Source organism: Falsibacillus albus (genome assembly GCF_003668575.1).
Classification (GTDB): Bacteria; Bacillota; Bacilli; order Bacillales; family DSM-25281; genus Falsibacillus; species Falsibacillus albus.
This window is the reverse complement of record NZ_RCVZ01000016.1, coordinates 1-22,105: the sequence shown is the minus strand read 5'-3', so window position 1 is coordinate 22,105 and position 22,105 is coordinate 1. Positions and strand designations below refer to the sequence as shown.

The 22,105-nt window shown below is 43.1% G+C and carries 24 protein-coding genes and 10 tRNA genes; 31 read left to right on the top strand and 3 right to left on the bottom strand.

All coding sequences use genetic code 11. The features are described 5' to 3' along the window. Window positions 1-36 precede the first annotated feature (36 nt). The gene (locus tag D9X91_RS18275; RefSeq protein WP_121682090.1) at window positions 37-1,416 is read left to right on the top strand and encodes a UDP-N-acetylmuramoyl-tripeptide--D-alanyl-D-alanine ligase; all 1,380 of its coding nucleotides are present in this window, start codon (window positions 37-39) and stop codon (window positions 1,414-1,416) included. A 26-nt stretch (window positions 1,417-1,442) separates the two neighbouring features. Here the strand turns inward: D9X91_RS18275 and D9X91_RS18270 are convergent, their stop codons facing one another. Then, window positions 1,443-2,192, bottom strand: a complete 750-nt coding sequence (locus tag D9X91_RS18270; RefSeq protein WP_121682089.1) for an HAD family hydrolase — start codon at window positions 2,190-2,192, stop codon at window positions 1,443-1,445. A 126-nt stretch (window positions 2,193-2,318) separates the two neighbouring features. Between D9X91_RS18270 and D9X91_RS18265 the strand changes: the two genes are divergently transcribed. The 5 genes from D9X91_RS18265 to D9X91_RS18245 all read left to right on the top strand — a co-directional run bounded on the left by D9X91_RS18265 (window position 2,319) and on the right by D9X91_RS18245 (window position 7,999). Beyond that, a complete protein-coding gene (locus D9X91_RS18265) occupies window positions 2,319-3,029 on the top strand; it encodes an alpha/beta hydrolase (protein ID WP_121682161.1) in 711 nt (236 codons plus the stop codon). Between the two features lie 158 nt (window positions 3,030-3,187). Then, window positions 3,188-4,657 (top strand): DEAD/DEAH box helicase, encoded by a 1,470-nt coding sequence (locus tag D9X91_RS18260; protein ID WP_121682088.1) that lies wholly within the window; start codon window positions 3,188-3,190, stop codon window positions 4,655-4,657. Window positions 4,658-4,790: 133 nt separating this feature from the next. Continuing rightward, window positions 4,791-5,771, top strand: coding sequence for a UV DNA damage repair endonuclease UvsE (uvsE, locus tag D9X91_RS18255; RefSeq protein WP_121682087.1), 981 nt, complete (start codon window positions 4,791-4,793; stop codon window positions 5,769-5,771). A gap of 271 nt (window positions 5,772-6,042) precedes the next feature. After that, window positions 6,043-6,525, top strand: coding sequence for a PH domain-containing protein (locus tag D9X91_RS18250; protein ID WP_121682086.1), 483 nt, complete (start codon window positions 6,043-6,045; stop codon window positions 6,523-6,525). Further along, complete coding sequence (locus tag D9X91_RS18245; RefSeq protein ID WP_121682160.1) at window positions 6,518-7,999, top strand: PH domain-containing protein; 1,482 nt, start codon at window positions 6,518-6,520, stop codon at window positions 7,997-7,999. The genes D9X91_RS18250 and D9X91_RS18245 overlap by 8 nt, the downstream gene beginning before the upstream one ends. 74 nt (window positions 8,000-8,073) lie before the next feature. Here the strand turns inward: D9X91_RS18245 and D9X91_RS18240 are convergent, their stop codons facing one another. After that, complete coding sequence (locus tag D9X91_RS18240; RefSeq protein ID WP_121682085.1) at window positions 8,074-8,670, bottom strand: rhomboid family intramembrane serine protease; 597 nt, start codon at window positions 8,668-8,670, stop codon at window positions 8,074-8,076. Window positions 8,671-8,765: 95 nt separating this feature from the next. Between D9X91_RS18240 and acpS the strand changes: the two genes are divergently transcribed. The 14 genes from acpS (at window position 8,766) to D9X91_RS18170 (ending at window position 20,006) form a co-directional block, all read left to right on the top strand. Further along, entirely contained in the window at window positions 8,766-9,119 is a 354-nt protein-coding gene (gene acpS / locus D9X91_RS18235; RefSeq protein ID WP_121682084.1) for a holo-ACP synthase, read from the top strand. Window positions 9,120-9,361: 242 nt separating this feature from the next. Next, window positions 9,362-10,375, top strand: a complete 1,014-nt coding sequence (locus D9X91_RS18230; protein ID WP_121682083.1) for a LolA family protein — start codon at window positions 9,362-9,364, stop codon at window positions 10,373-10,375. Window positions 10,376-10,548: 173 nt separating this feature from the next. Then, the gene (alr, locus tag D9X91_RS18225) at window positions 10,549-11,718 is read left to right on the top strand and encodes an alanine racemase (RefSeq protein ID WP_121682082.1); all 1,170 of its coding nucleotides are present in this window, start codon (window positions 10,549-10,551) and stop codon (window positions 11,716-11,718) included. 157 nt (window positions 11,719-11,875) lie between these two features. Next, window positions 11,876-12,157: a CopG family ribbon-helix-helix protein gene (locus tag D9X91_RS18220; RefSeq protein WP_114746637.1), complete on the top strand. Its 282-nt coding sequence runs from the start codon at window positions 11,876-11,878 to the stop codon at window positions 12,155-12,157. A 4-nt stretch (window positions 12,158-12,161) separates the two neighbouring features. Next, the gene (gene ndoA, locus D9X91_RS18215) at window positions 12,162-12,512 is read left to right on the top strand and encodes a type II toxin-antitoxin system endoribonuclease NdoA (RefSeq protein WP_114746636.1); all 351 of its coding nucleotides are present in this window, start codon (window positions 12,162-12,164) and stop codon (window positions 12,510-12,512) included. 400 nt (window positions 12,513-12,912) lie between these two features. Continuing rightward, complete coding sequence (locus D9X91_RS18210; RefSeq protein WP_121682081.1) at window positions 12,913-13,737, top strand: RsbT co-antagonist protein RsbRA; 825 nt, start codon at window positions 12,913-12,915, stop codon at window positions 13,735-13,737. Window positions 13,738-13,739: 2 nt separating this feature from the next. Beyond that, complete coding sequence (locus tag D9X91_RS18205; RefSeq protein ID WP_121682080.1) at window positions 13,740-14,096, top strand: STAS domain-containing protein; 357 nt, start codon at window positions 13,740-13,742, stop codon at window positions 14,094-14,096. A 4-nt stretch (window positions 14,097-14,100) separates the two neighbouring features. Beyond that, window positions 14,101-14,502, top strand: coding sequence for an anti-sigma regulatory factor (locus D9X91_RS18200; RefSeq protein ID WP_121682079.1), 402 nt, complete (start codon window positions 14,101-14,103; stop codon window positions 14,500-14,502). A 10-nt stretch (window positions 14,503-14,512) separates the two neighbouring features. After that, window positions 14,513-15,523 carry a PP2C family protein-serine/threonine phosphatase gene (locus D9X91_RS18195; RefSeq protein ID WP_121682078.1) on the top strand — a complete coding sequence of 337 codons (1,011 nt, stop codon included), beginning with the start codon at window positions 14,513-14,515 and terminating at the stop codon, window positions 15,521-15,523. 69 nt (window positions 15,524-15,592) lie between these two features. Beyond that, the gene (locus tag D9X91_RS18190; RefSeq protein ID WP_121682077.1) at window positions 15,593-15,922 is read left to right on the top strand and encodes an anti-sigma factor antagonist; all 330 of its coding nucleotides are present in this window, start codon (window positions 15,593-15,595) and stop codon (window positions 15,920-15,922) included. Window positions 15,923-15,924: 2 nt separating this feature from the next. Further along, a complete protein-coding gene (rsbW, locus tag D9X91_RS18185; RefSeq protein ID WP_456071348.1) occupies window positions 15,925-16,392 on the top strand; it encodes an anti-sigma B factor RsbW in 468 nt (155 codons plus the stop codon). After that, window positions 16,370-17,164 (top strand): RNA polymerase sigma factor SigB, encoded by a 795-nt coding sequence (gene sigB / locus D9X91_RS18180; RefSeq protein ID WP_121682075.1) that lies wholly within the window; start codon window positions 16,370-16,372, stop codon window positions 17,162-17,164. The genes rsbW and sigB overlap by 23 nt, the downstream gene beginning before the upstream one ends. Further along, the gene (locus D9X91_RS18175) at window positions 17,161-17,757 is read left to right on the top strand and encodes a PP2C family serine/threonine-protein phosphatase (RefSeq protein ID WP_121682074.1); all 597 of its coding nucleotides are present in this window, start codon (window positions 17,161-17,163) and stop codon (window positions 17,755-17,757) included. The genes sigB and D9X91_RS18175 overlap by 4 nt, the downstream gene beginning before the upstream one ends. A gap of 74 nt (window positions 17,758-17,831) precedes the next feature. Next, complete coding sequence (locus D9X91_RS18170) at window positions 17,832-20,006, top strand: Tex family protein (RefSeq protein WP_121682073.1); 2,175 nt, start codon at window positions 17,832-17,834, stop codon at window positions 20,004-20,006. 59 nt (window positions 20,007-20,065) lie between these two features. On the opposite strand, the gene cmpA is transcribed toward D9X91_RS18170, so the two are convergent. Then, entirely contained in the window at window positions 20,066-20,179 is a 114-nt protein-coding gene (gene cmpA / locus D9X91_RS18165) for a cortex morphogenetic protein CmpA (protein WP_121682072.1), read from the bottom strand. A gap of 97 nt (window positions 20,180-20,276) precedes the next feature. On the opposite strand from cmpA, the gene D9X91_RS18160 reads away from it, so the two are divergent. From D9X91_RS18160 to D9X91_RS18110, 11 genes are all read left to right on the top strand, one after another. Beyond that, window positions 20,277-20,732, top strand: a complete 456-nt coding sequence (locus D9X91_RS18160) for a SprT family protein (protein ID WP_233569844.1) — start codon at window positions 20,277-20,279, stop codon at window positions 20,730-20,732. 114 nt (window positions 20,733-20,846) lie between these two features. After that, a tRNA-Asn gene (locus D9X91_RS18155) sits at window positions 20,847-20,921 on the top strand. Window positions 20,922-20,933: 12 nt separating this feature from the next. Further along, a tRNA-Ser gene (locus D9X91_RS18150) sits at window positions 20,934-21,024 on the top strand. A 7-nt stretch (window positions 21,025-21,031) separates the two neighbouring features. After that, window positions 21,032-21,106 (top strand) — tRNA-Glu (locus D9X91_RS18145). A 71-nt stretch (window positions 21,107-21,177) separates the two neighbouring features. Continuing rightward, window positions 21,178-21,254, top strand: a tRNA-Asp gene (locus tag D9X91_RS18140). Window positions 21,255-21,355: 101 nt separating this feature from the next. Further along, window positions 21,356-21,430, top strand: a tRNA-Gln gene (locus D9X91_RS18135). A gap of 1 nt (window position 21,431) precedes the next feature. Then, window positions 21,432-21,504: transfer RNA gene (locus D9X91_RS18130), tRNA-Lys, on the top strand. A 12-nt stretch (window positions 21,505-21,516) separates the two neighbouring features. Beyond that, window positions 21,517-21,601: transfer RNA gene (locus D9X91_RS18125), tRNA-Leu, on the top strand. A gap of 77 nt (window positions 21,602-21,678) precedes the next feature. Then, a tRNA-Leu gene (locus D9X91_RS18120) sits at window positions 21,679-21,764 on the top strand. Window positions 21,765-21,776: 12 nt separating this feature from the next. Next, window positions 21,777-21,853, top strand: a tRNA-Arg gene (locus D9X91_RS18115). An 89-nt stretch (window positions 21,854-21,942) separates the two neighbouring features. After that, window positions 21,943-22,019 (top strand) — tRNA-Pro (locus tag D9X91_RS18110). Window positions 22,020-22,105 lie beyond the last annotated feature (86 nt).

The following is a 22,105-nucleotide window of genomic DNA, read 5'->3' as shown; positions in this document are numbered from 1 at the left end:
TATATAAGCCATTGTTTAAAGGAGAGAATGAAGCGAATGATAAAAAGGTCTTTGGAGCAGCTGGCGGAGATGTTCGAGTTTGATAGGGATATCCTGGATAGGTTTGGAGATGTAGAAATCAGCGGGGTTTGCATTGATACCCGCAAAATTGAACAAGGCAACTTATTCGTGCCTTTTAAAGGGGAAAAAGTAGATGGTCATACCATGGTCAGGGATGCTTTTGAAAAAGGGGCAAGTGCCGCACTTTGGGAAAAAGAGGTTCCCAATCCTCCAGAGGATTTACCGATTCTCATAGTGGACAGCTCATTGATTGCAGTGCAGGAATTGTCAAAATCCTATCGGAATCAGTTGGATTTGAAGGTAGTGGGAGTGACGGGAAGCAATGGGAAAACTTCTACCAAGGATATGATTTATTCTATACTCTCGCAGAAGTATGCCGTTCAAAAGACGGAAGGGAATTATAATAACCACCTCGGACTTCCGCTTACGCTGTTGTCACTCAAGGAAACCACTGAAGTGGCCGTACTTGAAATGGGCATGAGTGGAAGGGGAGAAATCGAATTTCTCACAAAATTGGCGAAACCTGATTTTGCAGTCATTACCAACATCGGTGAGTCCCATTTACAGGACTTGGGTTCGCGGGAAGGGATTGCCGAAGCGAAGCTCGAGATTGCGGAAGGCCTTGACGAAGATGGGGTTTTGATTTATTTCGGAGATGAGCCGCTGTTGACTAGTCGTTTGAACAAGCCACTTCCTTATCAGACCCAATCGTTTGGACGTTCGAAAGAAAATGATGTTTATCCAATTCATTTAAAACCAACTGACAGTGGGACAAGATTTGGCGTGAACATTTTGCCGGAGACTGAGTTCGATGTACCCGTGCTTGGCGAGCATAATGTCATGAATGCGATGTCGGCTTTGATTATCGGCCATCGCCTGGGACTTTCTGCGGAACAATTGGTTAAAGGAATTTCGGGACTTAAACTGACGTCCATGAGAATGGAAAGACTAACCGGAATGAAGGAATCAGTCATTATTAACGATGCTTACAATGCCAGCCCCACTTCCATGAGGGCAGCGATCAAAATGGCGGAAGAATTTGAGGGCTGTCGGAATAAATTTTTGGTGCTCGGAGATATGCTTGAGCTTGGCGATATGGAGAAGCAATTCCATACTGAGGTCGGGAAAACCATTCATCCGGATAAAATCGATGAAGTGTTTACGTTTGGTCCATTGAGCCGCTTTATTGCCGAAGGTGCAAAACAGAATTTTTCTGAAAATGCTGTACATGCCTTTGAAGATAAAGAAGGTTTAATCAACTTATTGAAGAAAAAGCTAGGCAAGAATGACCTGGTTGTTGTCAAAGCATCCAGAGGAATGAAACTGGAAGAGGTAGTCGAGGCGCTAAAGAATTAACGAGTTGTATGCAGATTTTGCAGATCTCAAAAAGCCTTTTTGAGATCTGCTTTTATTAAAAGGAACATTGTTGCCGGATGAGGATAGTAAGAACGACGTAAATTCTCTATAAATGGAAACACCCCTGCAGTCTCCAAGATTTCTGGGATGCAGCGAACCTCATCGGTGATCCAATCAGCTTTTGATGGTCGATCATATATGCCGTTGTCAATCCAAATTGTTTTCATGCCAATTTCGTGGGCAGCCTGGATGTCGTTTGCCGGATGATCGCCGACGTAAATGGCTTGATGCGGTTCGATGTTAAGCAGATTCAAAGCGTGATAAAAGATTTCTGGTTCAGGTTTTTTCACATTGACCTCTTCTGAAATGACCGTGCAGTGGAAAAATTCTGTCAAACCCAATATTTCCAGGCAGCCTTTCTGAACCTTGGACTTTCCGTTTGTAATCAGACCCAATTTGTAATGCTGTTTCAATTGTTTCAGCATGGGCAAAATACCTTCAAAGGACTGTGCATGGGATGGCGAACGCTCCACATAGTCATTCAATAATTGTTCCCATGGCGCAGAGAGGCTGAATTCTTCGGTCAGCTGCTTGTACACTTGGTCCTTCCATACGTAGCCGTTGTTCTCAAGGCGAATGAAGGTATCCAAATACGTTTTTTCGTCCAGTTCAGTATGTATGAGGAGTCTGCGGTGTTGATCCGAGATAAAGCTTTTGATGGTCGCGTGCCTGTCATGGAGGGTCCCGTCAAGGTCGAAGAGTATGGCTTTGAACATTTAAATGCGTCTCCTTTCGGCTGAGGAATGGGCATATAAAGAAATAATTGAAAGATTTCCTTCACCTGACCTGAGGATAGCCGATGTACATTGATTTTTCAAAAATTTATTGATTATGGTGATGATATGATTGGATGTCTTTGTATCCATGGATTCACAGGGGCACCTTATGAAGTGGCGCCGCTGGTGGATTACTTGAAAAGAAATACGGATTGGGAAGTGGCTGTGCCGACGCTTCCGGGACATGGCGAAACGCTGCAATTAAAAGGGGTGGCGCATAGTGAATGGATCGACTGTGCCGAGAAGGCCTTGCAAGACTTGCTGCGGAAATGCGAGGAAGTTTATTTGATCGGATTCTCCATGGGCGGCTTGATTGCAAGCTATTTAGCGGTAAAGTACCCTATCAAGAAGCTCGTCTTGTTAAGTGCGGCTGCTTATTACATCAATGTCCCGCAAATTATCAAGGATATTAAGGAAATGATCGGCGACACATTTAATGGTAATTTATTGAAAAACGAACTTTTCCTAAGATATAAAAGAAAAATAATGAAAACGCCACTATCTGCAACAAGGGAATTCAGGAAGATTGTTATGTTATCAAGGCCTCAGCTAAGAAAAATTACCATCCCAACATTAATCGTCCAAGGGGAAGCGGATGGAATCGTGCCGAAAAAGAGTGCTGAATATTTATATAAAGAAATTTCCAGCGAACAAAAAATATTAAGGCTGGAGCCCAACGCAAAGCACTTAATCTGTCATTGTGATGAACAAATGGCATTATTTGACGAAATATTTTGTTTTTTAACTGTAGAAAATATAAACATGTCCGCACGTTGAAATCCTTCTTCATTAATGGTAACATTACAGAAACATCATTCATACGTTTAAAAACCAACTCTTCGTTTGAAGGGTGTCTTTTTTTGTTTATAAAAAAATAAAAGTGACTATAAATTAAGTAGTGACTTAATGCATGATAAAAAGGAGAATGAATAGCATTGACCAAGTTTTCAGAATTAGGTTTAAGCCCGTCAACATTGAAGTCTGTCAAGCGAATGGGATTCGAAGAAGCAACACCGATCCAAGCCGGCACGATTCCATTGAGCTTAGAGGGCAAAGATATCATCGGCCAGGCGCAGACAGGAACGGGGAAAACAGCAGCATTTGGAATCCCTCTGATTGAAAAATTAGATCCAAAAAGCCAAAATGTTCAAGGAATCATTATTGCTCCGACACGTGAATTAGCAATTCAGGTGTCAGAGGAATTATATAAAGTAGGGCAAGACAGCCGTGCCCGTGTATTGGCAGTGTACGGCGGTGCGGACATTCAACGTCAAATCCGCGCCTTGAAGAAAAACCCTAACATCATTGTCGGAACTCCAGGACGCATCCTAGATCATATCAAACGCCGCACTTTGCGTTTAGATAATGTTCATACATTGATCTTGGATGAAGCGGATGAAATGTTGAACATGGGATTCAAAGAGGATATTGAGTCCATCCTTTCAAACGTTCCAGCTGAACGACAAACACTTTTATTCTCAGCGACTATGCCGGATCCAATCCGCCGAATCGCAGAGCGCTTCATGAAGAATCCTGAAATCGTTCGCGTGAAAGCGAAGGAAATGACGGTTTCGAACATCGAGCAATTCTATGTGAAAGTGCAAGAAAGAGAAAAATTCGATGTATTATCCCGTTTGTTGGATACGCAATCCCCTGAGCTTGCGATCGTATTCGGACGTACGAAACGCCGCGTGGATGAGTTGGCAAACGCTCTGTCGCTTCGTGGATATATGGCTGAAGGAATTCATGGTGACCTAAGTCAAGCAAAACGATTGCTTGTGCTTAAGAAGTTCAAAGAAGGAAAAATCGATGTCTTGGTAGCAACGGATGTTGCAGCCCGCGGATTGGATATTTCAGGTGTAACACATGTTTACAACTTCGATATCCCGCAAGATCCGGAAAGCTATGTCCACCGTATCGGACGTACCGGCCGTGCAGGTAAAGAAGGTATGGCCATGACATTCGTAAGCCCTCGTGAAATGGGTTACCTGAAAGTTGTTGAGCAAACAACGAAGAAGCGTATGACGCCTATGCGTCCGCCTACCTGGTCTGAGGCTCTTGAAGGACTTCAAAAAGCTTCTTATGATCAGATCGTTGAAACAATCGATGCGAATTCCTTGCAAGATTATCAACAGATGGCAGAGAAATTGCTTGAGAATTACACTCCTGAGCAAATCGCTGCAGCATCATTGAAATTGTTGACAAAAGAGCCGGATAGTTCTCCAGTGAAGATCTCCGAAGAGAAGCCGCTTCCTTCAAGAAGGGACCGCGGAGGAGATAAAAGAGGCGGACAACAGCAAAGATCAAGAAGAAGAGGCAAACCACAAGGCCAAGGAAACAATGGCCGCGGCCAGCAGCGTTCTTCTTCCAAGCGTCCTCAAAGAAAGAGCCAAAAAAATTACTAATATCCTTAAAACGGAGCATGAACTCGTAGAAGAGTTTGTGCTCCGTTTTTTTTTATAGCTGAGCTTATATGTACGGATTAACGTTGGCCCCTGAAAATGCCTGCTTCATAATGCCTCTCAACGCACATACTAAATGAAAAAAGGGGGGGACCTCGTGATAGTCAGACTAGGTTACGTAGCGATGAGTATGAAGCTTGAAAATTCCTCGCCTTCTCAAACCATGACATATAAACAATTTTCATCTTTAAAAGATCGGGATGCTGCCCTACGGAAGCTGGAACGGATCGCAGCCTCAAACCTTCACAACTGCCTACGGCTGCTGAGGCATAATGCGGCAAATGATATCCACTTCTTTAGGTTCAGTTCAAAATTGATTCCGCTGGCCAATCATCCCGAGCTGAAAGACTGGGACTATTTCACGGGAATTGAAGCACCGCTGAAGGAAATAGCCCAATTCCTGAAGGACCATCCGATGAGGGTCGATTTCCATCCTGAACATTTTGTTGTCCTTACTTCTTCAAAAGCTGACATCTTGAAAAACACCATTAAAACGCTTCAGCTTCACTATAGATTGATAAGAGGAATGGGTGTGCCTCCCGAACATCGATGCGTCATCCATGTCGGCGGGGCTTATGAAGACAAGGAAAAAGCGATGGAACAATTCATCCATAACTTTGGGTTCCTTGCTCCGCACCTTCAGAAAATGCTCCTTTTGGAGAACGATGATACAGTGTACACACAGCATGATGCTTTATATTTGTGTGAAAAGCTCCAGATCCCGCTCGTATTTGATTTGCATCACCACCTGGCCAACCATGAATACGATTGGGAGCAGGATTGGGAACGAACGATTGCGACTTGGAGCCATTCTAAGCTCCCCATGAAGTTTCATATTTCCAGTCCAAGGTCTCCTTCCCACTATAAGGCACATGCCGACTATGTTGACCCAGATATGCTTTACGGATTTTTACAAAAAATCAATGGAACCGTAACGGAAATCGATTGTATGATAGAAGCAAAGAGGAAGGATGAAGCTTTATTTCAGCTTCATGAAGATTTATCATTTCGGAAAAATATAGAGTGGCTGGATGCTTCTACATTCATTGTGCATTGAACCGTTTCAACAAGTATGGGTTATTCAAGGATGCTGTGGTTAATCAAATTAAAAGGCTCTATTCGTTTAGTATGTTGTTATTTATCTATGGTTGTATGCGGTTAATTTCCAAGGGACGGGCAGTGAGCCTCCGGAGTCTCGCACCTTCCGCTCCAATCAATATAAAAGGATAAATTACTGTATCAAAAAAAGTGAGCGGCGAACGAAACCTTCCTTCATTTTTCACGTAGATAGAAGTATAGAAAGCAATAGGAGAATCGGAGGTAATATCATGAGGGGAAGCGAGCCGAGCAATCGGGTGTCGCCAAAGGCGCTTACGGTTTGGCGTATGGAAGGTATGATATATTCACTCATATGTTTGATCATATTCATCGCAGGCATAGCGGCAACGATCAAATTTGACTGGCCGAAATGGCCAATAGCTGCTGGGGCTGCATTGGTGATAGTCTGCTGCTATATATTTGGCTTCCTTTTTCCTTATATAAAGTGGAAAAGGTGGCGCTATGAAGTCAGGGATCAGGAAATCGAGCTGCAGCATGGCATGGTTTTTATTAAAAGGACGTTAGTTCCGATGGTCCGTGTCCAGCATGTGGATACAGTACAGGGGCCGTTGCTGAGAAAATATCATTTATCGACGATCACGATCTCAACCGCTGCCACGATTCATCATATCCCTGCAATAGAGACGGTCGAGGCCGACGATTTGAGAGCATCGATTTCCCGGTTGGCAAGGGTGGCTGAAGATGATGTCTGAGCGTAAACGGCTGCATCCCATTGCAGCTATTTGGAATTTCCTTAAACAATTAAAGGGGATGATATTTCCTCTCCTTGTTTTATTGGTGGGCTCCAATGGAATTCAATCTTATTGGGACTACTTCCCGATGGGTATCACTGTCATATCGATTGTCTTTGCATTGGCTGCAGGGATCATCAAATGGAGGAGATTCACTTACCGCTTGGAAGATGGCGAATTAAGGATTGAATATGGGCTTTTTGTGAAAAAGAAAAGGTTCATTCCTTTTGATCGGATTCAAAGCTTTCATTTTTCCCAGTCTATCCTGCACAGGCCGTTTGGATTAACCAGGGTCGAAGTGGAAACTGCGGGTTCAACGGACAACCGTAAATCCGAAGCAGAGTTGACTGCCATTTATAAGCATGATGCCGAATGGCTCGAGCAAACCATACGAAATTCTAAGAAGTCACAATCGATGATACTTGAGAGCTCATTGGAAGATGATCAGAAAACATCAGCTGAGGCGTTTATTTATAAAGTTGCTCCGAGGGAATTATTGTTGATGGCTACGACATCAGGGGGGATTGGCGTTGTCCTTTCGGGGGTCTTTGCTTTATGGACACAGTTTGATGAATACATTCCTTATCAGGAGATTTTCGACGAAATGGGAAAGCTTGTCCATAACAGCATCATTCTCATTTCAGCTGCGATATTTATTGGCTTTTTCCTTGTGTGGCTCATTTCGATTTTTATTACAATGTTGAAGTACGGCAATTTTACAGTAAGAAAGGATAACGATGATATCATCATCACAAGGGGCCTTGTTGAAAGAAAACAGATCACGATTCCTATGAAGCGGGTTCAAGCTGTGCGGGTTGCAGAAAATATACTTCGTCAGCCATTCGGTTTCGCCACGGTGCACCTGATAAGCGCGGGAGGATCGGTTTTTCAAAAAGAAAGTGCTGCGGTCATGGTCCTTCCGATCATCAAGAAAAAGCGGATTCCCGAAATCATGAATAACCTGCTGCCTGATTTCGGAACGGAGCCTGAATTTGCCCGACCGCCAAGAAGGTCGCTGCTGCGTTATGTCATTATTGGAGAATGGAAGGCACTGATCGCAGCAGGGGCATTGACATGGTTTTTATGGCCATGGGGATCACTGGCGTGCATACTTCCCCTTCTTGCATTTGTCTTGGCATGGTCCAAGTACAAGGCAGCAGGGTGGGCAATCGATGGGCATCGTTTGGCTCTCCAATACCGGTCGATCGGGAAGAACACATTTTTCATGAACAAAAACCGGATTCAGTCCATGCAAACAAAACAAAGCTGGTTTCAGCAAAAGAATGAACTGGAGACCATTAAAGCCACTGTCAAATCCGGGGAAGCCGGCAGGAGGGTGACGGTCAAATATATAGAATCAAAAGACGCGAGTCATATTTATGAGTGGTTCACCCCTGCTGCCTCGCAGGCTTCATTAAAAAAAGTTGAGTCATAGCGTTTGCCGCTTTTGCTCAACTTTTTTATTTTAGGCAGTTATCGTAAAGATTGTTGAGCCTTCATCCAAAAAGTCTATTTAAACGAATGCAATTTTTTCATGGATAGCAGCCCGATGACAAGACCGGTTAACAATCCGAAAATATGACCGACCACATTCACTCCAGGTTGTATAAAGGTCATGAATAAGGCTATGATGACAAGGGGGAGAATCAATTGGACCGATTGCCTCGCTGTGATTTTCCTCGCTGCAACCATTGCAGAATAAAAGCCGAACAGGCCGAAAATGGCTCCGCTTGATCCTACGTGAATATACGTAAGCGGGAGCAGCAAAAAGGTGAAAAGATTTGCGGAAATGCCGCAAACCAAATAGAGAGCAATGAACAATCGTTTTCCCAGCATCTGTTCCAGTGGAGGGCCAAAAAGCAAAAGCGAAATGGTATTAAAGATGTAATGGGAAAAGTCCATATGAATGAAAATGGGCGTGACAAGTCTCCAATACTCACCTTGATCAATGTAAATGTTGACGCCGGCCAATGTGTGGAACAGCCATTGGCGCGGAAAGAAAGGAATAGAGCCAATTGCAAACAAGACGGTGTGGATGGCGGCGATTGTTGTTATAACAGGATAAAGCTTTACATAATCTTGAAACCGTTCATTACGGACAAACATTGAAGTCCACCTCTGTGATATGAAATATCCTTACATACTTGTACATTACTGTTTATATGCATGACTTTTTCAAAATAGAAGGAGGGCGACGTGGGATGATTAAAGGAATAGGGATGGACTTAATCGAACTCGATAGAATTCAACGGCTTGCTTCCAGACAGGAGCGATTTGCTGAGAGGATATTAACAATAAATGAACAGCGTACCTTCTCCGAGCTGCATGGCAGAAGAAAAATCGAATTTCTAGCAGGGAGGTTTGCTGCGAAAGAAGCTTTTTCAAAGGCCTATGGCACTGGGATCGGAGAAGAGCTATCCTTACAGGATATGGAGATTGCCTCCGATGATATGGGGAAGCCGTATTTTCTGAAACCATTTCGGCGCGGCGTCCACTTGTCCATCACCCATAGCAGGGATTTTGCGGCCGCACAGGTTGTCATCGAAGAAATATAAAGGAGTTCAAACAAGCTAAAAGATTTTCTCTTTCTCTTTCTACTCAAGCATATTTAAAAAGGTTGTCTCATATATTCATAGTGCATTAGGAGAGACAAGGGTGGGTTTAAAGAAACTTTATGCATCCTTTTCCGAACAGCATGGAACGGAATCTACAAGGCTGGGGAAGGGTGAAAGGGGGCACCTTAGACCCTCCATCATCTCTCTTTAACGTTTAAATGAGACAAAAAGGGGCTGAAAAGATGAAGAGAACGTTTTTGGTGCTAATAGTTGCCATTTCAGCAATCCTAGCACTTTCTGCTTGTGGAACTAAAACACAAGAAGACGTAATCAAGGATTTGAATCAAAAGCTTGGTGATTTAAAAGGCTATAAAGCGCACGCGAAAATGACGCTGCAAATGGGGAACGAACCGCAGACGTATAATATCGATGTCTGGCACAATCAACCTGATTACTACCGTGTGAATTTGAAAAATGCCCAAAGAGATCAAAGTCAAATGATCCTCCGCAATAAAGATGGGGTATATGTGTTGACGCCGGCTCTCAACAAAAGCTTCAAATTCCAAAGTGATTGGCCTGAAAACAGCAGTCAAGCGTATTTATACGAATCCCTTGTAAAAGACATTATTCAAGACAAAAATGCCAAATTCAGTGTGAAAGATAACTATTATGTATTTGAAACAAAAACCCGCTATCAGAATAGCAAGATGCTTCCTACGCAGGAAATCAAATTAAATAAGCGCAATTTGGCACCGGTTAGTGTAAAAGTCATGGATACGGATCATAATCCGCTTGTGACTGTTGAGTTCTCCAAGGTGGAATTCAATGCCAGCTTTGATAAGGACGCCTTTGATACAAATAAAAATATGACGGGAGCACAGCTTGAAGTTCCGGTTGATGCCTCAGTAAATGGCAAGGAGTTCAAAGTGCAATACCCGACTGCCGATATTGGAAATGTCAGCCTGATTGAACAAAAAGACATCGATACAGGCACAGGAAAGCGGATCGTATTGACTTACGGCGGGGATAAATCGTTCACGCTCGTCGAGGAAAAAGCCAAAGTCGTCTCAACTGCCATGGTATCCACTGAAGCAAGCGGAAAGATCGTCGACCTCGGCTTTACAATCGGTGCGATGACGGACGCTTCCGTTAGATGGACCTATAATGGAGTGGACTATATGCTTGCATCAAAAGACCTGTCCGCCGATGAGATGATGAAGGTAGCACGTTCCGTCCAAGGGAACATGGTGAAATAATTTTCTGGTCCGGTAGTTTACGCAGAAGGGATCGAGAGCATGTCCTCTCGATCCCTTTTGTCATTTTGTAGACTAGGGGCGCCAATTGTTAGATTATTCATTTGACAAGTGGCGGCTGGAGTTGAATAATCAAATATAAAAGATTTGGTCTGGGCTAGAAGGAAGGGAATTTCTTGGACACACATACTCAATTTTTTCGTGATACATGGGTAGAAGTGAATTTAGATGATGTGATGGAAAATGTAAAATCAGTGAGGCGGCTGCTGCCGGAGAATATCTCCATCTTTGCCGTAGTCAAAGCAAATGCCTATGGTCATGGCGACGCGCAGGTTGCCGAAGCGGCTATGGATGCAGGAGCACACGGTTTGGCGGTGGCTTTCCTTGATGAAGCATTATCGCTGAGGAAGAATGGGATAGAATCACCCATTCTTGTCCTGGGGGCCAGCAGACCGCAAGACGTCCGGATGGCGGTGGATCACAATATTTCCTTAACCGTTTTCCAGGAAAGCTGGATAGAAGAAGCGGGGCGGTTTCTAAAGGGGCATGACATCCTGAAAGTCCATATAAAATGTGACACGGGCATGGGCCGGATTGGTGTTTCGACCCTTCCTGAATTAAAAGAGGTCGAGCAATCGCTGGTAAAGCGGCCGAATTTTGAAATCGAAGGGGTATTCACCCATTTCGCGACAGCTGATGAGCTGGATGAATCGTATTATCACCGGCAATTGAAAATTTTCGAAGAAATGGTGGGATCATTGTCATCAAAGCCGAAATATATTCACTCTGCCAACAGCGCAGCATCCTTGAGGCAGCCGCAAAAAGGCTTTAATGCAGTCAGGCTGGGGATTGCGATGTATGGACTTTCCCCATCGGAGGAAATGAAGGGTTTACTGCCTTTCCCTTTGAAGGAGGCCTTTTCCCTACACTCCAGGCTGGTTCACGTCAAGAAAATCAATCCAGGCGATAGTGTGAGCTATGGGGCAACATATACCGCGGAAAAAGAAGAGTGGATTGGGACGATCCCGATCGGATATGCAGATGGTTGGATCAGAAAGCTTCAAAGCCAAGAGGTCCTTGTTGAAGGGAAGCGCGCACCGATTGTCGGCAGAATTTGTATGGATCAATGTATGGTAAGGCTCCCCCATGAAGTCAAGGCAGGGACAAAGGTTACGCTGATCGGAAAACAAGGGGAAGAAAGAATCGGTATTGATGAATTGGCGAAAAAACTGGATACCATCAATTATGAAATCCCTTGCATGATTTCAAATCGCGTGCCAAGAATTTTTGTATTGAACAACAAGCCGATTGAAGTTTCCAATAGGGTTTTGTCTTCAAAAAAATGATTTTTATGGTATTCGATGAAATACATGCATAATTATCAGTTTTATTTGACGATAATAGATAAGAATTGTTAAATTGTCTTTTCTTTGCAGTGGTTTGATGGTATGATTGTTATGGTAGTGAATGAAACGGTGTGTAGTGATGGTGGAGGTGTAGTTTGTGTCTGAATCCAGCGCAACAACAGAAATTTTAATACGATTGCCGCAGCAGCTCTTAAGTGAATTAGATGGATTTGCTGAACAAGAAAATGTAAATCGCAATGAATTTATTTATCGTGCAACTAAAATGTACCTTCGTGAGCGAAAGAAACGCCAAATTCGCGAGTCAATGAGACGCGGCTATATGGAAATGGCAAAGATCAATTTGGCCATTGCTTCTGAAGCTATTCAAGCAGAGTACGAGGCAGAACATACAGTTGAACGTTTAGTAAGCGGAGGATAATCCTTTGATTGTTAAACGTGGTGACGTGTATTTTGCAGACCTTTCCCCGGTAGTTGGATCTGAGCAAGGCGGTGTTCGTCCAGTTTTAGTCATCCAAAATGATATTGGGAATCGGTTTAGTCCCACTGTAATTGTCGCTGCCATAACCGCACAAATTCAAAAAGCAAAACTGCCTACACATGTCGAAATTGACGCAAAGCGCTACGGTTTTGAGCGGGATTCTGTCATCTTGCTTGAACAGATCCGTACGATTGATAAGCAGCGCTTAACAGACAAGATCACTCATTTGGACGATGAGATGATGGAAAAGGTTGATGAAGCCCTTCAAATAAGTGTGGGTCTCATTGAATTTTAACTAAAACGCTCCAAAAGGGCGTTTTTTTATTTTTCCCTATTTTATAATTTCCTTCTGCATCCCCCTGCCGTTTTCCGATTCATTCGTGAAAATATCGTTCCCCGCTTAATTTTTACATTCATTTTTTCAGATCAGCCATTAGTGAAACCATATGTGAATCGCATGAATATTAATAAAATAATTTGTCAGAATATTATAGGTGTAATAAAATAAGCACATACCGTCATCCGTAATAAATGATGGAAAAAGGTTTTGATTGCAAGGAATATACGATTAACATAATATTGGAAGAGAATAATTGTTCTCTCTGAATTCATCTTTGTAATTATTTTACGTTTTATTTACATCTTTCCGGCTGGGAAGCATACAAATTTCCGTGTGATAAAATAAGGAGGAACACATGTACCAAGAATTAGTAGATTATATCCACAAACACCAAGATGAGATTTTATCGAATTGGATGGATGGTATGAAAGGCCAGACAGACGAAAGATTGGTGGGCGTCGTTTCCGACCAGGTTTTTACTCGGACAAGCAGGGAGTTTGTGGATCTGTTGATATCGAATCTGGTAAAGGACGATGATTTCAATCTAAAGCTTGAAGACTTTGCCGCTAAGGTGATCCGTCTTGGTTGGCCGCTTACATTTGTCACAAAAGGGATGCAGACTTTCGGGAAAATTGTATTTGAAGATATGAGGAATGCGGGCATCATCCCTGACGAAAAGCTGATGGAATTCGGTGATGCTTTCGATAAATGGATGTCGCCAATGTATCACGAAGTGGTCAGTGTTTATACAGAAACATGGGAAAAAACAGTATCTCTTCAAAAGATTGCACTGCAGGAGCTATCTGCACCGTTAATCCCTGTAGTGGAAAAAATTTCGGTTCTCCCGTTGGTTGGTACGATTGATACCGAAAGAGCAAAGCTTATTATGGAGAATTTGTTGACCGGTGTCGTTAAACACAGGGCAGAAGTGGTTTTGATAGATATTACGGGAGTACCGGTGGTGGATACGATGGTAGCCCATCATATTATCCAGGCAGCCGGTGCAGTAAGGCTTGTAGGAGCCAAATGCATGCTTGTCGGAATTCGTCCTGAAATTGCCCAGACCATTGTGAATCTTGGGATAAATCTAAATGAAATTATTACGACGAGCACGTTGAGAAAAGGAATAGAAGCTGCGTTAGAATTGACAAATCGTAAAATTGTAGAGTTGGAGGGTTAAAGTTGAGAATTCCAATTTTAAAGCTTCATGATTGTCTTCTTGTATCGATTCAATGGGAACTGGATGACCAGACGGCACTTCAGTTCCAAGAAGATCTATTAAATAAAATACATGAAACGAATGCTAAAGGTGTTGTCATCGACATTACGTCAATCGATTTTATCGACTCCTTCATTGCTAAAGTTCTTGGCGATGTGATTAACATGTCAACGCTGATGGGGGCGAAGGTGGTAATAACCGGAATCCAGCCTGCAGTGGCAATTACCCTTATCGAATTAGGGATTGGCCTGGAAGATGTCCTGACCGCGCTAGATCTTGAAAAGGGTTTGGAGAAATTACAACAGGAACTGGGGGATTAACGGTATGGACGTCCAATCCTGCGTAAAAATATTAAATGAATGGGACATTGTAGCTGCTCGTCAGCTAGGGAGAAATGTTGCCCGTGAGCTTGGATTTGGCACAGTGGACCAGGCGAGGATAACTACAGCAATAAGCGAATTAGCCAGAAATATATATTTATATGCCGGGCAAGGGCAAATCTGTATTGAAAAGTTATACCAAAACGGAAAATCTGGCCTTAAAATCATTGCGGTAGATTCCGGCCCCGGTATTAATGATATCAGAAAAGTAATGGAGGATGGCTTCTCTACCTCAGGCGGGCTAGGAGCAGGATTACCCGGCGTAAAAAGATTGATGGACGAGTTTTCGATTGACTCCAATCCTGGTGTGGGGACAGATATAAGAGCAACCAAGTGGCTCCGTTAGGGGGAGTATTATGGATTTTAGAAATATTATGGATAAAAAATACAAAGAAATCCTTGAGAGCTATTTAAAGGATCAAAATGAACAAGGGCTGTATCAAGGGCAAAAGTTCAGCAGGAAGTCCATTGAGCATAAAATATCTCCGGAAGAAATCATCAGTATGCACCGTTCGCTCATTATGGAGATGGAGCCTGATATCCCTGAGAGCGTCATCCATTCTTTTGATATCCTTTTGGAAGTCATCATGGGATATGGATTGGCATACCGCGAGCATCAAAGTCTGCGAAATCAGCAGCAGGAATTAAGAAGTGAGATAGAAATCGCGGCAAATATGCAGCAGACGCTCCTGGGCACATCCATCCCGAAGGAAGACTGCCTGGATATCGGTGCCATCAGTGTCGCTGCCAAAACGATGAGCGGTGATTATTATCATTTTGTCAAGGATGGCAAAAATACAATCAGTGTCGCCATTGCCGATGTTATCGGCAAAGGTATTCCTGCAGCTTTGTGCATGTCGATGATCAAATATGCCATGGACAGTTTGCCGGAAAATAGCTTCAATCCCAGCAGTGTGCTTGAAAACATAAACCGTGTTGTCGAGCATAACGTCGATCCGACCATGTTCGTGACCATGTTCTACGGTATGTATGATACAAATAAACATAATTTCCATTATGCTTCTGCCGGCCATGAACCTGGCTTTTACTACCATGCAAGAAATAAGGAATATAATGACCTTTCTGCAAAAGGGTTGCTGCTCGGAATCGATAAAAAAGCTAAATATCGCCAATATGAGAGGCACATAGAAATCGGGGATATGATAATCCTATTATCAGATGGTGTAACAGAATGCCGCACAGAGGATGGCTTCATCGAGCGGGAAACCCTTGTTGAATATATCAATAAATATATACACCTGGGAGCTCAGGAAATTGTCAATAATATTTATAAGGAGCTTGAAAAACTTCAGGATTTTCAGCTCAGAGACGATTTTACACTCATTGTTTTAAAAAGGAAATGCTGACAGAGGTTTGGGGCATTTGAATTAAGGGTAGAGGTTAAGAGTCTTGAAATGTATAAGAGGTGAGCATTCGTGAATATAAAAATTGATGTCAAAGAAAACGAACTATTTGTTAAGAGTACGATAGCTGGTGAAATTGATGCCTATACAGCTCCACAAATACGGGAAACACTTTCTCCTTATGCAGTTAAAGAGAACATCCATTTAACCATTGACTTAACAAATGTTTCATATATGGACAGTACCGGATTAGGTGTTTTTGTCGGCTTGTTTAAAGGGATCCGTGCAAATAATGGACAAATGGTCCTTACAGGGTTATCCGACCGTTTGCAGCGTCTATTCGACATTACCGGTTTAGCTGACATTATGGAAATCAATTCCGAGGTAGAGGGTGGAGTATGATGATGGAGGATTTTGATTACATCGAGATGAAGGTTCCTGGTAAACCGGAGTTTGTCGGAGTGATCCGTCTGACGATTTCCGGGATTGCCAGCAGGATGGGATTTACTTACGATTCAATCGAAGATTTGAAGATTGCGACCAGCGAAGCGATTACAAATGCAGTGCAGCACGCATATAAGGAAGAAGATGGCGAAGTGATCGTCGGATTCGGTCTGTATGCCAACCGCTTGGAAATTATGGTCGCGGATCATGGGGCAAGCTTTGATTTCCAGAAAACCAGAGAGGAAATCGGACCGTATCAAGAAAATCTTGAAGTTGAATTTTTACGTGAAGGAGGCTTAGGGCTTTACCTCATTGAAAGTCTTATGGACGAAGTGAAAATCCACCATAAGGAGGGGGTAACTGTCTTAATGACTAAGTACCTTGAAGGAGAGCAGGTGGATAGGGATGTCGAATCTATCTCAACCTAATAACTCCCGCGAACAAGTAAACGCGTGGATAAAAGCTTTCCAGGAAAATGGAGACCAGGATGCACAGGACCAATTGGTGGTTCATTATCAGCGTCTAGTGGAATCCATCGCAAGGAAGTACTCCAAGGGAAAATCCTATCATGAAGATATCTTTCAAGTCGGGATGATCGGATTGCTCGGAGCCATCCGGCGCTACGATGATTCATTTGGAAAATCATTTGAAGCATTCGCGATTCCAACCGTTGTTGGAGAGATAAAACGATTTCTCCGTGATAAAACGTGGAGCGTGCATGTTCCAAGGAGAATTAAAGAATTAGGTCCAAAAATCAAATCGACGATAGAAGAATTGACAACAGAATTGCAGCGGTCTCCCCGGGTGATCGAAATTGCCGATCGGCTTGAGATTTCAGAGGAAGAAGTTTTAGAGGCAATGGAAATGGGGAAAAGCTATCAGGCTCTCTCTGTTGATCATTCCATTGAAGCGGATTCAGAGGGAAGCACAGTCACTCTGTTGGATATCGTAGGAAATGTAGATGAAGGATATGAGCGGACAAATCAACGGCTTGTGTTGGAAAAAGTACTGCATGTACTTTCAGAAAGAGAGCGTTCCATCATTCAATACACATTCTTGGAAAATATGAGCCAGAAAGAAGCAGGAGATATGCTGGGAATATCGCAAATGCATGTATCCAGACTGCAGCGGCGTGCTATCAAGAAATTAAAAGATGCCATTATTGAAGAAGATATACATCCTGAGAGGTCCCCTCTATGATCCATTTGCAACAAAATGGAGTGGAGGTTTATTCCCACCAAACATCAAAAGAAGGAAAATCGCATTGTGGCGACAGCTATTACATGACCACTACCGAAGATTATTTCCTCTGTGTCCTTGCTGATGGATTGGGAAGCGGAAAGTTTGCGCATGAGGCATCTTCTGCAGTAGCAAAGATTGTCGAGCAAAACAAGGATGAAGACGTGGATGCATTGATGAAGATTTGCAACAAAGTACTGGCACAAACACGCGGTGCTGCGGTAGCGATCGTTAAGGTGTATTTTCATGAAAAAGAATTTGTTTATAGCTGTGTTGGAAATATCCGTTTCTATCTATACTCTCCTTCTGGAAAACTTACCTATCCTTTACCTGTGACAGGCTATTTGTCTGGCAGGCCGCAAATGTTCAATACCCACAGATTTCCATTTGAAGAAGGCGCGAGGTTCTTGATACATTCCGATGGGCTGAGAATTTCTAGTACCAAATCTCTGTTGAAAAACAGCTATTCAGTCGGGATGATCGCCAGTGAACTGGAGCGCGATTATGTAAATAAAGATGATGACTTGACATTTATCGTCGGGAGCCTGCTTTGAGGAGCGGGCTTTTTAATTTAGGCTAAACAATGTGGTAAACTATCTACATGACTGATTGAAAGTGGGGATGTACCATGGAGCAAACAATCACAAGACAACAGGACGTATATAAAAATATTGCCAATGAAAATCGTTTAGATGTTAAGCAAGTTAAAAATGTCATCGATCTCGTATCCGAAGGAAATACGGTTCCGTTTATTGCAAGATACCGAAAAGAAATGACCGGGGCTCTGGATGAAGTGCAAATCAGGGCCATTATTGAACAATGGACATATGTTCAAAACCTCGATAAACGAAAAGAAGAAGTCATAAGACTAATCGACGAACAGGATAAGTTGACCGAGGAACTAAAAACAAAAATCATAAAGGCTGAAAAACTCCAGGTCGTTGAAGATTTATATCGTCCCTATAAACAAAAGAGAAGGACAAAAGCCACGGTGGCAAAGGAAAAAGGCTTGGAACCCCTGGCGCAATGGCTTATGTCCATGCCGAAATCAGTAAATATCGAGAATGAGGCTTCCAAATACATATCAGCTGAAAAAGAAGTAAATTCAGCGGATGAAGCTTTAAGCGGCGCGAAGGACATCATCGCTGAAGTGATTTCAGACGATGCGGCTGTCCGCCAATGGATCCGACGCGAAACCTTTAAGACAAGTGCTTTATCCACCAAGGTAAAAGATGAAGAAAAAGATGAAAAAAACATATTTGAAATGTATTACGACTACTCGGAGCCTGTAAATAAAGTCGTTCCGCATCGTACATTGGCGATAAATAGAGGCGAAAAGGAAGACATTCTAAAAGTCCAAATCCAGCCTCATACCGAGAGAATACTTGATTACCTCTTTAAAAAATATATTCTCATGAACCATTCGGCTGCAGAACCTTATATCCGTGAAGCCATAGAAGATGGCTATAAGCGTCTGATCCAGCCATCCATTGAAAGGGAAATCCGAAACGAGCTCACAGAAAAAGCTGAAGATCAAGCGATTCATATTTTTTCGGAAAACTTGAAAAACCTGCTGCTTCAGCCCCCGTTAAAAGGGAAAGTTGTACTTGGTGTCGACCCGGCATATCGTACCGGATGCAAGCTTTCTGTTGTGAATGAAACAGGAAAAGTACTTTACATCGGTGTAATCTACCCGCATCCACCGAAAGCCCAGTCTGAAAAAGCAATGAATACGGTAGTCTCGATCCTGAAAGAATATGCCGTCGAAATTGTCGCCATCGGCAATGGCACAGCATCCAGGGAAACAGAGCAATTTATCGTGAAGACCTTAAAAGAAGTAAGTTCTGATATCTCTTATATCATTGTCAATGAAGCAGGAGCCAGCGTCTACTCTGCTTCAGATTTGGCAAGGGAGGAATTCCCCGACTTACAAGTAGAGGAGAGAAGTGCGGTATCGATTGCAAGGCGATTGCAGGATCCACTTGCAGAACTTGTAAAAATCGATCCGAAGTCGGTGGGAGTGGGTCAATATCAACACGATGTTTCCCAGAAAAAGCTGAATGACTCGCTGACTTTTGTTGTAGAAACCGCAGTTAACAAAGTTGGAGTCAACGTGAATACAGCATCTTCATCATTACTGCAATATGTTTCTGGTTTGAATAAGACCGTAGCCAATAACATAGTGAAATTCAGGGAAGAAAACGGCAAGATTCAAAACAGAAAACAATTGAAAGGGATTCCGAGACTTGGGGCAAAAACCTATGAGCAGAGCATCGGTTTCTTGCGAATCATTGACGGGGACCAGCAATTGGACCGTACGTCCATTCATCCTGAGAGCTATGGTGATGTCACCCGGCTGCTGAAAATGATGGACATGGATGTAGAGGACCTTGGAACGGAAAAGTTGAAAGATGCACTCAACAACGTCTCCATCAGAGAGCTTTCGAGGGAATTAAGCGTCGGTGAACTGACTTTGAAAGATATCCTGGATTCATTAAAACGACCTGGTCGTGACCCGCGCGATGAGCTGCCAAAGCCGATCCTGAAAAAAGATGTGTTGAAGCTTGAAGACTTAAGCGAAGGAATGGAGCTCCAAGGAACAGTGCGAAATGTCGTCGATTTTGGTGCGTTTGTAGATATCGGTGTGAAAGAAGATGGACTTGTCCATATTTCCAAATTAAGCAGCCGGTTTGTCAAGCATCCATTGGATGTCGTTGCAGTCGGGGACGTCGTGACTGTGTGGGTGGACTCTGTCGATTTGAAAAAAGGGAGAGTTTCCTTGACCATGCTGGCAAAGAAATGATTAGCAGGAAAAAGCATCGAAATGCCGCAATTTTAAACTTATGGAAAAACACTGCCCATTCAAGAGCAGTGTTTTTTTCTATAAAAAAACCAGCATTGGTTAAGGAGTTTGATTTGATATCGATTCTTCTCAAGGAAAGCTCTTTGCATTTGCTTTTGCAGCCAAGTCGGCATAATGTATACCTCCTTGCATAAAAGAGTAATGGTGATACCTATTGTATGCTATAATGGGTTGTCATGTTCACCTTCAACATTAAAGGAGGGCTTGTCATTGAATGATGAACAATTGCAGCGGCTGACCGAAGAATTGTCGAAGGATTGTTTTAGAAAATCATTTCGCCACCAGGCGGTTTTCAACAAAAGGTTGAAGACGACTGGAGGCAGGTATATGCTCCAATCCCATAATATCGAAATTAACCGAACTTATTACGAAGCGTATGGAATGGATGAACTTGTGGGAATCATAAAGCATGAATTGTGCCACTATCACCTCCATCTCGAAGGGAAAGGGTATCGCCACCGTGATTTTGATTTCAAAACATTGATGAAGGAAGTAGATGCTCCAAGGCATTGCACACCACTTAAACAAACCAATAAAAACCGCCCGGTCTTTTATCATATTTATCAATGCAAGGAATGTCGGCTTCAATATAGGAGGAAAAGAAGGGTGAACACGAAAAAATATGTATGTGGAAAGTGTAACGGAAAGCTTAAGAAAATAGATTGATGCTTGGAATAAGGTCTTTCTTTAAAAGCTTGTAAAATGTTCAAAAAGCATCTTGACAGTAATGGGCAGCGTAAGTATAATTTAAAGAGTCGAATTAAACAAATTGATTTTTATTCCGCAGTAGCTCAGTGGTAGAGCTATCGGCTGTTAACCGATCGGTCGCAGGTTCGAATCCTGCCTGCGGAGCCATTTTTATGTCATGGGGAAGTACTCAAGTGGCTGAAGAGGCGCCCCTGCTAAGGGTGTAGGTCGCGTAAGCGGCGCGAGGGTTCAAATCCCTCCTTCTCCGCCATACATACGGCCCGTTGGTCAAGCGGTTAAGACACCGCCCTTTCACGGCGGTAACACGGGTTCGAATCCCGTACGGGTCACCATTTGTTTTATTGAAAACAAATTATTTTGCTTAAACAGCAAATGACAGTTATTTTGCTTTGCAAAAAACTTTGGTCTGGTAGTTCAGTTGGTTAGAATGCCTGCCTGTCACGCAGGAGGTCGCGGGTTCGAGTCCCGTCCAGACCGCCATTATTTTAAAGAAAAACAATCTAAAAAAACATGTTGACATCATATTTTAAATGATGTTATACTGAAAACCTCGCTTTTGAAAAAGAAGCGACTTGGAATATTGGGCTATAGCCAAGCGGTAAGGCATCGCACTTTGACTGCGACATGCGTTGGTTCGAATCCAGCTAGCCCAGCCATGAGCCATTAGCTCAGTTGGTAGAGCATCTGACTTTTAATCAGAGGGTCGAAGGTTCGAGTCCTTCATGGCTCACTTTTATTTCATGCGGGTGTGGCGGAATTGGCAGACGCACCAGACTTAGGATCTGGCGCCGCAAGGCGTGGGGGTTCAAGTCCCTTCACCCGCACCATCACGATTAAAAATTTTCTTCAAAAAACTATTGACTTTTTAAACTGATAAGTTATAATAGATTTTGTCGCTAAAAATGCGGTCGTGGCGGAATGGCAGACGCGCTAGGTTGAGGGCCTAGTGGGGGCGACCCCGTGGAGGTTCAAGTCCTCTCGGCCGCACCAAACTTGATTCATGCGCCCGTAGCTCAATTGGATAGAGCGTCTGACTACGGATCAGAAGGTTATGGGTTCGACTCCTGTCGGGCGCGCCATTAATTCCATCAGCGATGCAAACAAAACACACAGAAGTGTACATATATGACACGATGATGTTGATGCTAAGCTGAGAATGATTTATAGACGGGAAGTAGCTCAGCTTGGTAGAGCACTTGGTTTGGGACCAAGGGGTCGCAGGTTCGAATCCTGTCTTCCCGACCATTGTTTCTTTTCATTAATATAATATGCGGGTGTAGTTTAGTGGTAAAACCTCAGCCTTCCAAGCTGATGATGAGGGTTCGATTCCC

What these genes read in the sequence shown, in the direction of transcription:
- D9X91_RS18275 (WP_121682090.1), top strand. Translation starts at nt 37, where the DNA reads ATGATAAAAAGGTCTTTGGAGCAGCTGGCGGAGATGTTCGAGTTTGAT.
- D9X91_RS18270 (WP_121682089.1), bottom strand. Translation starts at nt 2,192, where the DNA reads ATGTTCAAAGCCATACTCTTCGACCTTGACGGGACCCTCCATGACAGG.
- D9X91_RS18265 (WP_121682161.1), top strand. Translation starts at nt 2,319, where the DNA reads ATGATTGGATGTCTTTGTATCCATGGATTCACAGGGGCACCTTATGAA.
- uvsE (WP_121682087.1), top strand. Translation starts at nt 4,791, where the DNA reads ATGAAAAAAGGGGGGGACCTCGTGATAGTCAGACTAGGTTACGTAGCG.
- D9X91_RS18250 (WP_121682086.1), top strand. Translation starts at nt 6,043, where the DNA reads ATGAGGGGAAGCGAGCCGAGCAATCGGGTGTCGCCAAAGGCGCTTACG.
- D9X91_RS18245 (WP_121682160.1), top strand. Translation starts at nt 6,518, where the DNA reads ATGTCTGAGCGTAAACGGCTGCATCCCATTGCAGCTATTTGGAATTTC.
- D9X91_RS18240 (WP_121682085.1), bottom strand. Translation starts at nt 8,670, where the DNA reads ATGTTTGTCCGTAATGAACGGTTTCAAGATTATGTAAAGCTTTATCCT.
- acpS (WP_121682084.1), top strand. Translation starts at nt 8,766, where the DNA reads ATGATTAAAGGAATAGGGATGGACTTAATCGAACTCGATAGAATTCAA.
- D9X91_RS18230 (WP_121682083.1), top strand. Translation starts at nt 9,362, where the DNA reads ATGAAGAGAACGTTTTTGGTGCTAATAGTTGCCATTTCAGCAATCCTA.
- D9X91_RS18210 (WP_121682081.1), top strand. Translation starts at nt 12,913, where the DNA reads ATGTACCAAGAATTAGTAGATTATATCCACAAACACCAAGATGAGATT.
- D9X91_RS18200 (WP_121682079.1), top strand. Translation starts at nt 14,101, where the DNA reads ATGGACGTCCAATCCTGCGTAAAAATATTAAATGAATGGGACATTGTA.
- D9X91_RS18195 (WP_121682078.1), top strand. Translation starts at nt 14,513, where the DNA reads ATGGATTTTAGAAATATTATGGATAAAAAATACAAAGAAATCCTTGAG.
- rsbW (WP_456071348.1), top strand. Translation starts at nt 15,925, where the DNA reads ATGGAGGATTTTGATTACATCGAGATGAAGGTTCCTGGTAAACCGGAG.
- sigB (WP_121682075.1), top strand. Translation starts at nt 16,370, where the DNA reads ATGTCGAATCTATCTCAACCTAATAACTCCCGCGAACAAGTAAACGCG.
- D9X91_RS18175 (WP_121682074.1), top strand. Translation starts at nt 17,161, where the DNA reads ATGATCCATTTGCAACAAAATGGAGTGGAGGTTTATTCCCACCAAACA.
- D9X91_RS18170 (WP_121682073.1), top strand. Translation starts at nt 17,832, where the DNA reads ATGGAGCAAACAATCACAAGACAACAGGACGTATATAAAAATATTGCC.
- cmpA (WP_121682072.1), bottom strand. Translation starts at nt 20,179, where the DNA reads ATGCCGACTTGGCTGCAAAAGCAAATGCAAAGAGCTTTCCTTGAGAAG.